An 11,976-nucleotide genomic window follows, 5' to 3' on the forward strand; every position below is an offset into this window, starting at 1 on the left:
ATGCCAGCAGCGCGGGGTACTCTATATTGCGGGCGAGGAGGTCCGCAATGACCGTTAATCGTCGACAATTCATGCAATCTGCAGCAGCGGCTTTACTTGTGCCCTGCATGGCCCGTGCAGGTTTTCTGTCGCTTGAGGCGAGGGTAGCAGATCAGCTGATCGCCCCGGACGGGTACCCTGAGACCAAACTTTGGAGTTACGGCGGAAAGGTTCCCGGAATTCCACTGCGCTTGAAACAGGGTGACCGCGTCCAGCGCAGGCTTGTTAACAATCTGCCGCAGCCGACATCGGTTCATTGGCATGGAATTCGTATCGCAAACGCAATGGATGGTGTGTCCGGGTTGACGCAAGCCCCTGTAGTTCCAGGCGATACCTTCGATTACGATTTCGAGGTTCCGGATGCTGGAACCTATTGGTATCACGCACATAACCGGTCCATGGAACAGGTCGCGCGGGGTCTCTACGGGCCTTTGATCGTCGAAGAAGCGACGCCGCCAGACGTTGATCAGGATCTGATCTTGATGCTGGATGACTGGCGGCTCGACCCTGAAACCGCGCAAATCACGGATGACTTCGACAATGGCCGAGATCTGAGTCACGCCGGTCGTCTCGGCAATCTTGTGACGGTCAATGGTTCCTTTGATCCTGCATTCCCTGTCAAACGCAACGAACGCCTCAGGCTGCGCCTGATCAATGCGTCCAACGCGCGGATCTTTGATGTCGGGCTTGACGGTTTGTCTGGGTGGATCGTTGCTTTGGACGGTATGCCGCTGGAAGCACCTCTGGCAATTCCGCAATCCTTCCCACTTGCGCCTGCACAACGCGCGGATCTTGTTGTTGATGTGAGCACTGATGATGACGCGGCAAACCTTCTGAGTGTTGAACAGGACGGCGCGTATGGTTTGGTTCAGTTCAATGTAACCGGTGAGCTCGCAAAAACACGTCGAGACGGAGTGGATGCTTTGCCGCCCAATCCCTTGCCCGTTCTGCGAGATGTTGAAACGGCGCCGCTTCATCGAATGGTTTTGCAGGGCGGGGCGATGCGGTGGCTTGAAAACGCGCGGATCGGAGACACCGAGATGTCCGGGCGCGAGTTAGCGCAACTTGGGAGGTTTTGGGCTTTGAACGGCAATGCCGAACGCCCAACTGATCCGTTTTTGGACACTGGTCTTGGCAGCTTGCACAGGATCGAATTTGTCAATGAAACTGCTTTCCCGCATGCGATGCACCTGCACGGCCATCACTTTCGGTTGATCCTTGAAGATGGCTCATTTGGGCCCTGGCGAGACACCGTACTCGTCGACCGAGGGCAGACCCGCCAGATCGCGTTGTTGACCGATAATCCGGGGGACTGGCTGCTGCATTGCCACATGCTTGGCCATGCTGCTTCGGGTATGATGAGTTGGATTCGCGTAACCTGACGCCGCATTCGGCGGTTGGAATGGCGCTTGCTTGAATGTTATAGGCTCTCGCAAAGCCTAATATAGGCAAACTTCCAATGAGCCCGAGAAGGCCTGTCCCATGAGTTCTGAAATCCGCCTGGCATTTGCGCACCCCTCTGAGCGGTCCGAGGCGACCTCGTCCAAAGGGTCGCTGGATCGCATTTCGTTGCGCGACCATATCGTGGAAGTTGAGATCGGCGCGTTTCAGGCCGAGCGTGGGACGACGCAGCGTGTCTGCTTCAATATAGTCGTTGAAGTGCGCCCGCTGACCGACCCGATCGATGACGATGTGGATCGCATTCTGTCTTATGATCGCGTGACCGAAGCAATTGCGTATGAGTTGTCGGCTGAGCGGTTGAATCTGTTAGAGACCTTGGCTGAACGTGTAGCCGAACGAATTTTACTTGAACCTCAGGCTGTAAGAGCTTTTGTTAGAATAGAAAAACTTGACCGAGGCCCTGGGGCGCTTGGTGTTGAAATCGTCCGTGGCAAAGATGCGCATCACCACGATATAGTCGAGGAAGAGCGCCCGCATCCACGGCTTGTTTTCCTGTCGAATGAAGCGATTGCCTCGGACAATCTGACGGGCTGGATCGATCAGCTAGAGAACCGTCAACGCCCGTTGATCCTGTGCGTCGGAGCCTCAGATCTGGACGCGCCGCAAACCGGACATGCGATGACCCAGCGCAGGATCGACCTGCTTGCTATCGAGCAGAACGCATGGGTGCTCGCCGCGCGCGATTTTCGCTGCGTTGTTGTCTCGACCCGGACCGAGTTGGATTGGGCCATGAAAAATGGACAAATTTGCGTTTGGGCTCCCTCCAAGATCGTCTTGGACGCTGTTGATGGCCCATCGGCAGCGCCGTCGGACGCGGTGGCTTTGGCGGCCTGGTTCGCAGCCACATTTGAAGCCAGTGAGATGATGGTGATCGGCGGAGATCTGCCAGAAACACCGAAAACGCCATTGCGGGCTGTGGATGTAGATCAGGCAGAGCTGTGAAAACCTATTTCCGACCCTTGGTCCAGCACGGTCCGGCACGTCCAAAAGGTGCCGTAGAGCTTGCTGGTCAGCCACTTTGGTTCACACATGCTGAGGTTTTGACACGAGAAAACCCCGCGCAGATTTTGCCAGTTGCTGAAATCCCGTCCGATGCGTTGGGCAGGTTGACCAATCCACGCGCAGACTTGTGCGGTTTGGATATGAAGTGTCCGCACATTATGGGCATCCTCAACGCAACGCCTGACAGTTTCTCGGATGGCGGCCTGCATAACTCGGTCGAAGGCGCGCGCAATGCAGCCGCCGAAATGGTCGCGCATGGTGCGACCATTCTGGATATCGGGGGCGAGTCGACCCGGCCTGGCGCAGATTTCGTTCCCGAGGACGAGGAAATCGCCCGAACCCGCCCTCTGATCGAGGCGATCCGAGCAGAAACAGATGTTCTGATATCGATCGATACCCGAAAGGCCCGCGTGGCCAGAGCGGCGAGTGCCGTCGGGGCCGGGCTGGTCAACGATGTCTCTGGGTTCACCTTTGACCCGGATTTGGCGCCATTATGCGCGCAATTGGGCACCCCGGTTTGTCTCATGCACATGCAGGGTGATCCAGCCACGATGCAGGATGATCCGCAATACAACAACGTACTGTTGGACGTTTATGACTTTCTTGAGGGTCAGATCACGCATCTGGAACGGCTAGGTCTGAACCGCGAAAACATCGTGGTGGATCCGGGTATCGGGTTCGGGAAGTCGCAAGACCACAATCTGGCTTTGCTACGCGGTCTAAGCCTATTCCACGGGCTTGGTTGTCCGATCCTTCTGGGCGTGTCCCGAAAGGGCTTCGTCGGGTCCATCGGGCAAGAGCCGCGCAAAGACGCGCGCGCACCGGGATCAATTGCATTGGCTTTGGCTGGATTGTCTCAGGGCGTGCAGATCATTCGGGTGCATGATGTCGCTGAAACAGCTCAGGCCTTGCGTCTATGGGCTGCCGTCCGGTAATCCGGTCGCAGGTTAGTTTTACGGAGTGACAGGTATGCGCAAGCTGTTCGGAACCGACGGGGTGCGGGGCACCGCCAACACCCACCCGATGACGGCAGAAATGGCCTTGCGCATCGGTGCCGCTGTGGGCCGCTATTTTCGCCGTGATGCGACGGGCGTGCACCGCGTGGTGATCGGTAAGGACACGCGCTTGTCGGGTTACATGCTGGAAAGCGCATTGACGGCTGGCCTGACCTCGACCGGTATGAACGTGCTGCTGTTGGGGCCGGTACCAACACCCGCGGTTGGTCTGATGACCCAGTCGATGCGGGCAGACCTTGGGGTGATGATTTCGGCCAGCCATAACCCGGCAGAAGATAACGGAATCAAGTTTTTTGGCCCTGATGGGTTCAAACTGTCCGACCAGGCCGAGATTGAAATCGAGAATCTGATCGAAGAAGGGGTCAAACCCGCGCAGGCCCAAAATATCGGGCGGGCTCGACGCGTCGATGATGCGCGGTTCCGTTATGGCGAACGCGTCAAGTCTTCGCTGCCGCGCAATGTGCGTCTGGACGGGTTGAAGGTGGTTATCGATTGCGCCAATGGCGCCGCACACCGCACCGCGCCAGAGGTTTTGTGGGAGTTGGGTGCCGAGGTTATCCCAGTGGGCATCGCCCCCAATGGCAAGAATATCAATCTGAATTGTGGTTCGACCAAGCCGCAACTGGCTGCTGAAACCGTGGTGGCCCATGGCGCGGATGTGGGCATCTGCCTGGATGGGGACGCGGACAGGGTTGTTGTGATCGACGAGACCGGGCAGGTGGCAGACGGCGATCAACTGATGGCGCTGCTGGCCACGGCTTGGAAAAAATCCGAACAATTGAAGGGCGACGCTTTGGTGGCGACCGTCATGTCGAACCTGGGTTTGGAGCGGCATCTTTCGGCTGAAGGTCTGCGCCTTGAACGAACGGCCGTTGGCGACCGGTACGTGGTTGAGCGAATGCGCGAAGGCGGCTTCAACCTGGGTGGAGAACAGTCCGGGCATATCGTGATGAGCGACTATGCTACGACCGGCGACGGCCTGATGGCCGGGTTGCATTTCCTGGCCGAGATGGTTCTGTCCGGTCGCAAAGCGTCTGATCTATCCAAACAATTCGAGACGGTGCCGCAGCTTCTGAAGAATGTGCGCTACCAATCAGGCCAGGTTCCGCTGGACGCTCAGAACGTTCAGGCGGCAATTGCCGATGCCGAGGCGCGTCTGAACGGGCAGGGCCGTTTGCTGATACGTAAATCGGGCACAGAACCTTTGATCCGTGTCATGGCTGAATGTGAAGACGATGTTTTGCTGACACAGGTCGTTGACACTATTGTGGCCGAGGTCGAGGCTGTAGCGGGCTAACGCCGGGTTAGTAGTTTTTTCAGGCTGAACCATTGGCTAATGGCCAATCCGGTCAGGATCATCGACAAGGCAATGTAGAACCGCAAGGGTAGGGCCTCGGACAGTATCCATGCGCCAAAGATCATCGACCAGATCGGCACCTGATAGTTCACCAATGTCAGGAAAACGGAACCGGCACTGCGGATAATCGATACGCGCAGCAGCGTGGCAAAAGCTGTCGGAACAAGTCCCAGACCCACGATGGCAAGGCCGGGTCGGGTGCCTTCCCAGCGCGGTATGCCTTCGGATATGAGCATGATCGGCAGCAGGATTACCGCTCCGACCACCAATGTCAGCGCCGCCAGTGTCACCGGATCGATCGGCGGGCAGCGGCGGGTAAAGATAGACGCCACCGAGTAACAGAGCGCGGCGCCAATACAGGCCAGTTGGGCCAACGGTTCAGCCCCTTGACCGATTTGAGCCAACCCCGGACCGATCAGGATCAGTGCACCCGAGAACCCTAGGGTGACGCCAAACAACCGACGTGCGTTCATCGGTTCGTCAGAGAACAAATGGGCCAACGGCAAGACCATCAACGGGATTGCTGCCATAGAAAGACCGGCGAAGGCCGAAGCTACATATTGTTGTCCCCAGCTTAGCAATAGGAAAGGCAGGGCGGTGGAGAGTACACCAATGACAATTGTCGATCCCCAAAGCGCAGGGCTTGGGGCAGGAAGTCGGCGCCCTGTTGCTGCCATCAGGATCAACAATGTCACTGCGCCCAACGTCGTGCGTGCCGTCGCAACTGTGACCGGCCCGTACCCGTCCAGCGCCATGGCAACAACCATGAACGTACCGCCCCAAATCAGGCCAAGGGATATGACGCCGCTCCAATCGCGGTAATCGGGTTGTTGAACCATTCCATCCCCTTAACCTGCGATTCAACAAGTGTCACGGGGCGGTCTTGATTTTGCGTAAGCAATCACTTACGGTAAGTAATGACTTACGGTGATGCTTTTTCAGCTCTGGGAGACTCGACCCGGCGACAGGTGTTTGAGGCGGTTGCCAGTCAGCCGCGCGCGGTGGGGGCTTTGGCCGCTGAATTGCCTGTCAGCCGCCCGGCAGTATCGCAGCATCTAAAAGTACTTTCGGATGCGGGGCTTGTCGTTTGCCGTGCCGAGGGAACTCGTCGGATATATGCGGCACGGCCCGAGGGGCTTGCCGAAATGCGCGACTGGCTAGAGCGATATTGGTCTGACGTTCTTGAAAATTTTGCAGCGGAAGTAAACCAAGGAGGGCGGGGCTCGTGACCGATCCTATTGTTAAGAGAGTGACTGTGAATGCGGCACCGGAACAGGCATTTGATGTTTTCGTTAACCGGATCGCAAAATGGTGGCCGTTGGACGGCCATGCCGTGTCAGCCTCCAAAGGAAAACCGGCGCTTGCTGTCACGATTGAACCACACGTGGGCGGAGCAGTGTATGAGACGATGTTCGATGGAACACGGGCCGATTGGGGCGAGGTTCTTGTCTTTGAGGCCGGTCGTCGACTCGCGCTCAGTTGGCACCCCGGTACGAATAAAGATCGCGCGACACGGGTAGAGGTGACCTTTGAAAGCCATGGCCCAGCGCGGAGCAAGGTCACCCTGACGCATTCCGGCTGGGAGGTTTGGGCTGATGAAGCACCCGAAAAGCGCGGTGGTTACGATACGGGATGGGATCACGTGTTGGGTCATTGCTTTGTGAACGCAGTCAGTAAATAAAAAAGCGGCCACTTGGGCCGCTTTTTCGCTGACATAGGCCAGACTTAGTTCTTTTCTTTGTCGACCATTTTACCGGCCGAGATCCAGGGCATCATGGCGCGCAGTTTAGCGCCAGTTTCCTCGATCATGTGCTCGTCATTGGCGCGACGCGACGCTTTGATGGTCGGCTGACCAACGGCGTTTTCCAGCATGAAGTCACGCACGAACTTACCCTGCTGAATGTCGTTCAGAACGGCTTTCATGCGAGCTTTTGTCTCGTCGTATTGCAGGATACGCGGACCGGTGACGTACTGGCCGTATTCTGCGGTGTTCGAGATCGAGTAGTCCATGTTGGCAATACCGCCTTCATAGATCAGGTCGACAATCAGCTTCACTTCGTGCAGGCACTCGAAATAGGCCATCTCAGGCGCGTAGCCCGCTTCGACAAGTGTTTCGAAACCGCAGCGGATCAGTTCAACCAGACCACCACACAGAACGGCCTGTTCGCCGAACAGGTCGGTTTCGCATTCTTCGCGGAAGTTGGTTTCGATGATGCCCGAACGACCGCCACCGATGGCCGAGCAATAGGACAGGCCGATTTCCAGCGCTTTTCCGGTTGCGTCGTTATCGACGGCAACCAGGCAGGGTACGCCGCCGCCTTTGACATATTCACCGCGTACAGTGTGGCCGGGCCCTTTGGGAGCCATCATGATGACGTCGACGCCTTCTTTCGGCTCGATCAGACCGAAATGCACGTTCAGGCCGTGGGCGAATGCGATCGCCGCACCCGGCTTGATGTTGTCATGCACGTATTTCTTGTAGGTTTCAGCCTGCAATTCGTCGGGCATGGTGAACATGATGACGTCACACCAGGCCGCTGCTTCGGCAATATCCATAACCTGAAGACCCTCGGCTTCGGCTTTTTTGGCCGACGCAGAGCCTTCGCGGAGAGCGACGACGAGGTTTTTGGCACCCGAGTCGCGCAGGTTGAGCGCGTGGGCATGGCCTTGGCTGCCATAACCCAGAATGGCCACTTTTTTGTCTTTGATCAGGTTGATGTCGCAATCGCGATCGTAATAGACGCGCATGTCGCTGGTCCTTTCAGTTTCGATTGCCGTGCTTTTATCCTGAGGTTTTGGTATTGGCGATAGGTTGTGAATCGAGTATTTGGAAAAAAGATGAAGATTAATTCTCTATTTGTTCGATATGTGGAGAAATCATGCTTGATGACGTCGATCGCCGGATCCTGCGCCATTACCAATCTGAGCCTACCCTGACGACGGCAGAACTCGCCGAGCGTTGCAGGATCAGTCAGGGTGTATGCTGGCGGCGCGTCGAAAAGATGCAGGCGGCGGGCATCATCCAGGGGCAAGAGGCTGTGATCGACTGGTCAGTGCTTGGTTATGCGGTCGAAGTGTCGTTGCGGGTGACGTTGGATAAGACACAGGCGCGCGCGTTTGATGACTTTAACACGGCAGCCCGTGAGGTGGCAGAGGTGATCGAGATTCAGACTTTTCTGGGCCGCGTAGATGTGCGCCTTTCTGTACTTGCCCGGGATATGTCTCATTATCAGCAGGTCTATCGCGACCTGATTCTGACCCTGCCACATATCGCGGATATCGAGGCGCTGATGCACATCGCACGGGTGAAACGCGATGAGGCACTGCCGATATGATTGACCTTGACGAGATCGACCGAAAGATCTTGCGCGCATTAGCGCAGGACGCCACCCAAAGTGCGGGTGCGTTGGGCCGAAAATTTGGGCTGTCGCAACCGGCAACCTGGCGGCGCATCCGGCGGTTGGAAGAGGCGGGCGTGATCAAAGGTCGGTGCCTGCGACTGAATGCCGAGGCGCTTGGGTTCGGCGTGACAGTCTTTTTGGGCGTCAAGCTCGCCCGTAAAGGGCAGGTCAGTTTGGAAGACTTTGAACGGGCCGTCAGCGCCATCCCCGAGGTACAGACGGTTGAGCATGTTCTGGGGCTATACGACTATCGCCTGCGTGTTGTGGCGAGAGACATTTCTGACTTCGAGCGGGTTTTGCGGCGCCGGATCATGACGCTGCCGGGTGCTGGCGACGTCGAGGCTAATGTTCTTCTCAGCGAAGAACGGCTACCGGGACCAATAGGATAATCGAGGTCAGTATTTGGTTCTGATGTAATAGCCCGGATGATGGGTCACGCGGGCAAAGGTTATTGGATTGTCGTCCTTGCGCGTGGTCCGTTCCATCTGGATCATCGATGTTCCAGCCGTCGTTCCCATGAATTCTGCTAACCTTAAGTCCGCAGACACCGCGCAAAAGGCGATCTCGGCCTCTGTAAAGGGGGCTGCATTCAGCAGCCATTCATGCGGTCCGTGTGCGCTCAGATCTGCATGCTCCACCTCGGGGACGGCATTGATGTTGATCCAGCGCTCCTCCAGCTGAAATGGACGATTGTCTGCGTAGTGCATGCAAATGACATGAAGAACACGGGCGTCCGGAGAAACGCAAAGTTGCGATGAAAGCCAGCCGGGGCTGAGCACCACATTCCGTTCGACCAGAGCATAGCGATAGCTTGCGTTCTGGTTCTCAATCACTTGCCGCGCCAATGACAGTTCCAGTTTGACCTGCTTGCTGGGTTCCTTTTTGACACGGGTCCCGCTCTTACGCTTACGTTCAACAAAGCCTTCATCAGCGAGTTCCCGAAGGGCTCGGTTTACGGTCGCGCGGGCGCAGTTAAACTCCTCGGCCAGATGTGCCTCGGTCGGCAAAAGCGCACCTTGCGGCCAGATTCGGCTTTCGATCCGGCGCTTTACTTCATCACGAACGACCTGGAAACTGACGCGCTTTTGTTCCGCCACGGGCAAAGATATCCCTTCAAGTATTAAGTGTGTTCATCTGGTCAGAAGCAAGTAAAAGTGTAAAGGGGAAGGTGACACTATTTGGCGTCATTTTGAGTGATATCAGCCCTGTATAAGGCACTTTTACTATGAATTCGTGGGTAACCTTGGGTCACCTTTCTGTCGGGTTTGGGCTTTACCATCAGGATCAAAGACGCCAAAACTCCCGTAACCCTGATGAAAGGATGTTTCATGCCCGCTTTGCTGAACACTGTTGATCCCGATGGTCTCGAGGAATTCTCCGTCGTTTTCACCGATCGCTCGCTGAATCATATGTCCGCGAAGTTTCAGACCGTCATGCGGGACATCTCGGACCTGTTGAAACAGGTCTACAATGCTAATGGGGTTGCCGTAATTCCCGGTGGCGGGACCTATGGAATGGAGGCGGTGGCCCGTCAATTTGCCCGCGGCGCTAATGTTTTGGTGGTTCGCAACGGTTGGTTTTCCTACCGCTGGAGCCAGATCATCGAGAGCGGTGAGCTGACCGCATCGGCCACCGTTCTGAAAGCGCGGGAGGTCGGCAATTCCAGCCCATCCCCGTTTGCGCCTGCACCCATCGACGAGGTGGTGGCAACGATACTTGACCAACGACCCGATGTCGTGTTTGCGCCCCATGTTGAAACATCGGCTGGAGTGATCCTTCCTGACGACTACGTTACTGCCATGGCATCAGCGGCGCATGAGGTCGGGGCGCTGATGGTTCTGGATTGCATCGCATCGGGATGCGCTTGGATCGATATGAAGACAACCGGTGTGGATGTTTTGATCTCGGCACCACAAAAGGGGTGGAGCGCATCGCCCTGTGCTGGTCTGGTCATGTTGTCAGACCGGGCTGAGGCGCGGCTTGAACAAACCAGTTCCGATAGTTTTGCCATCGATCTGAAGAAGTGGCGTCAGATCATGCAGGCCTATGAGAATGGCGGGCATGCCTATCATGCCACGATGCCAACCGACGCGTTGACAGAGTTTCGGGATACCATGATTGAAACACGAGACTATGGGTTCGAAAAACTGCGCGAATCCCAGTGGGCCTTGGGCAATGGTGTAAGAGGGATGCTGAAGGACAAAGGCATCATGTCCGTGGCTGCCGATGGGTTCGGCGCGCCCGGCGTGGTTGTCAGCTATACGTCGGACCCCGAGGTTCAAAACGGCAAGAAATTTGCTGCATTGGGCATGCAGATTGCTGCAGGTGTGCCGCTGCAGTGTGACGAACCCGCAGGTTTCAGCACTTTCCGCTTGGGTCTTTTCGGCTTGGACAAGCTTTATGATGTGGATGGCACCATTGGCCGCTTGAAGCGGGTGCTGGATCAGGTGCTTTGAAACCAATTGGGGCTTAGCGGACGCCAAGCCCCATCTGCATCAGCGTCTTGCGTACCGGTGGCAGCGAATAAAGCGCGTTCAGCCCCATGGCGCGCGCATCGCGCAGCGGACGCGCCTCAATCATCGAGGCGCGGTTCAGCAAGTCGATACCTTTGACGCGCAGTTCGATCTCGGCGTGACGGGCTTTGTGGTAAGCCTCAAGCATATCCGCGTCCCCAAGCCCATCGGGACGGGCCTGTGCCAATTCCAACAAGCAGCGCAGGTCGCCTAGGGACATGTTCAAACCCTGCGCGCCTATGGGTGGCACGACATGGGCAGCCTCGGCCATCAGCGCAATGCGCTCGCCCGACAGGTATTCCGCAGACTGGCTGATGATCGGCCATATGGTACGACGCGAGGCCAGTTTCAAAGGCCCGAACAACCCGCATGATCGTTCGGTCATCGCGGTCTCGAAGGCGTCAGAGCCCAGGTTCAACAGCTCAAGTGCGCGCGGGCCGCGTTCCATCCAAACGATTGCTGAAGACGGCTGACCCCTCCAGTCGGGTAGGGGCACCAAGGTGAAGGGCCCGCCGGAACGGTGGATCTCGGTCGAGACGTTTTCGTGCGCAATTGGGTGCGTGACCGCAAAGGCCAGCGCTTTCTGACCATAACGTATGGTCTTGACCTGGATCCCGGCAGCCTCGCGCATTGGTGACGCGCGCCCGTCTGCAGCGATGACCAATTTGCAGCGGATGCGACTGCCATCGCTTAGACCCACACGTGCTTCAGCGATGCGGGTGAACAGGTTGACGGTGCCCGTGCCAGGGCGAAAGTCGACATTGGGCAACTCGGACAGGCGGGCCACCATTTCACGGCGCAACAGCCAGTTGGGCAGGTTCCAACCAAAGGGCTGATCGGACACGTCGGAGGCATTGAAATCGCGAACAACGCGCGGCTCGGGCACGTCCCCGCCCGCATCGACGATCCGCATGATCTGAAGCGGCGCAGCATCAGCGTCCAACCGACCCCACAATCCGCATTGTTCCAGCAAGCTATGTGCAGGTTGCAGGAATGCCGTGGTCCGCAGGTCGGACCCATCCGCATCCCGTTCCGTGACAGGCGGTGTTGGATCAACACAGATCACGTCGAACCCAGCCGATCCAAAGGCCGCGGCAGCAGTCAGGCCGGCAATACCACCGCCAGAAATCAGGATGTCACAGCTGTCGGTCATGGCGCCATTCTCCGTTCTGGACAGACCCTAATGC

Annotated in this window: 13 protein-coding genes; 9 read left to right on the forward strand and 4 right to left on the reverse strand. The window is 57.1% G+C overall.

The window, feature by feature from the left end:
* Positions 1-47: 47 nt before the first annotated feature.
* The 4 genes from Q1B13_RS05880 to glmM all read left to right on the forward strand — a co-directional run bounded on the left by Q1B13_RS05880 (position 48) and on the right by glmM (position 4,815).
* On the forward strand, positions 48-1,421 hold the full coding sequence (locus tag Q1B13_RS05880) for a multicopper oxidase family protein (protein ID WP_299078305.1): 1,374 nt from the start codon (positions 48-50) through the stop codon (positions 1,419-1,421).
* 100 nt (positions 1,422-1,521) lie between these two features.
* Positions 1,522-2,442: a dihydroneopterin aldolase gene (locus tag Q1B13_RS05885; RefSeq protein ID WP_299078308.1), complete on the forward strand. Its 921-nt coding sequence runs from the start codon at positions 1,522-1,524 to the stop codon at positions 2,440-2,442.
* Positions 2,439-3,437, forward strand: coding sequence for a dihydropteroate synthase (gene folP / locus Q1B13_RS05890; RefSeq protein WP_299078311.1), 999 nt, complete (start codon positions 2,439-2,441; stop codon positions 3,435-3,437). Before Q1B13_RS05885 ends, folP begins: the two co-directional genes overlap by 4 nt.
* A 34-nt stretch (positions 3,438-3,471) precedes the next feature.
* Positions 3,472-4,815, forward strand: coding sequence for a phosphoglucosamine mutase (gene glmM, locus Q1B13_RS05895; RefSeq protein ID WP_299078314.1), 1,344 nt, complete (start codon positions 3,472-3,474; stop codon positions 4,813-4,815).
* Here glmM and Q1B13_RS05900 read toward each other — a convergent pair.
* Positions 4,812-5,714, reverse strand: coding sequence for a DMT family transporter (locus Q1B13_RS05900; protein ID WP_299078317.1), 903 nt, complete (start codon positions 5,712-5,714; stop codon positions 4,812-4,814). The genes glmM and Q1B13_RS05900 overlap by 4 nt on opposite strands.
* A gap of 78 nt (positions 5,715-5,792) precedes the next feature.
* On the opposite strand from Q1B13_RS05900, the gene Q1B13_RS05905 reads away from it, so the two are divergent.
* Positions 5,793-6,104 (forward strand): helix-turn-helix transcriptional regulator, encoded by a 312-nt coding sequence (locus Q1B13_RS05905; protein WP_299078320.1) that lies wholly within the window; start codon positions 5,793-5,795, stop codon positions 6,102-6,104.
* Positions 6,101-6,556: a hypothetical protein gene (locus Q1B13_RS05910; protein WP_299078323.1), complete on the forward strand. Its 456-nt coding sequence runs from the start codon at positions 6,101-6,103 to the stop codon at positions 6,554-6,556. The genes Q1B13_RS05905 and Q1B13_RS05910 overlap by 4 nt, the downstream gene beginning before the upstream one ends.
* Positions 6,557-6,600: 44 nt before the next feature.
* Here the strand turns inward: Q1B13_RS05910 and ilvC are convergent, their stop codons facing one another.
* Entirely contained in the window at positions 6,601-7,623 is a 1,023-nt protein-coding gene (ilvC, locus tag Q1B13_RS05915; protein ID WP_299078326.1) for a ketol-acid reductoisomerase, read from the reverse strand.
* Between the two features lie 131 nt (positions 7,624-7,754).
* Here ilvC and Q1B13_RS05920 point away from each other — a divergent pair, with 131 nt between their 5' ends.
* Positions 7,755-8,210: an Lrp/AsnC family transcriptional regulator gene (locus Q1B13_RS05920; RefSeq protein WP_299078328.1), complete on the forward strand. Its 456-nt coding sequence runs from the start codon at positions 7,755-7,757 to the stop codon at positions 8,208-8,210.
* Complete coding sequence (locus Q1B13_RS05925; RefSeq protein WP_299078331.1) at positions 8,207-8,665, forward strand: Lrp/AsnC family transcriptional regulator; 459 nt, start codon at positions 8,207-8,209, stop codon at positions 8,663-8,665. The genes Q1B13_RS05920 and Q1B13_RS05925 overlap by 4 nt, the downstream gene beginning before the upstream one ends.
* A gap of 6 nt (positions 8,666-8,671) precedes the next feature.
* Here the strand turns inward: Q1B13_RS05925 and Q1B13_RS05930 are convergent, their stop codons facing one another.
* Complete coding sequence (locus Q1B13_RS05930; protein WP_298932559.1) at positions 8,672-9,373, reverse strand: GntR family transcriptional regulator; 702 nt, start codon at positions 9,371-9,373, stop codon at positions 8,672-8,674.
* A gap of 231 nt (positions 9,374-9,604) precedes the next feature.
* On the opposite strand from Q1B13_RS05930, the gene Q1B13_RS05935 reads away from it, so the two are divergent.
* Complete coding sequence (locus tag Q1B13_RS05935) at positions 9,605-10,732, forward strand: aminotransferase class V-fold PLP-dependent enzyme (protein ID WP_299078334.1); 1,128 nt, start codon at positions 9,605-9,607, stop codon at positions 10,730-10,732.
* A gap of 13 nt (positions 10,733-10,745) precedes the next feature.
* Here the strand turns inward: Q1B13_RS05935 and Q1B13_RS05940 are convergent, their stop codons facing one another.
* The gene (locus Q1B13_RS05940; protein ID WP_299078337.1) at positions 10,746-11,942 is read right to left on the reverse strand and encodes a UbiH/UbiF family hydroxylase; all 1,197 of its coding nucleotides are present in this window, start codon (positions 11,940-11,942) and stop codon (positions 10,746-10,748) included.
* Positions 11,943-11,976 lie beyond the last annotated feature (34 nt).

Source organism: uncultured Ruegeria sp. (assembly GCF_947489545.1).
Lineage (GTDB): Bacteria > Pseudomonadota > Alphaproteobacteria > Rhodobacterales > Rhodobacteraceae > Ruegeria.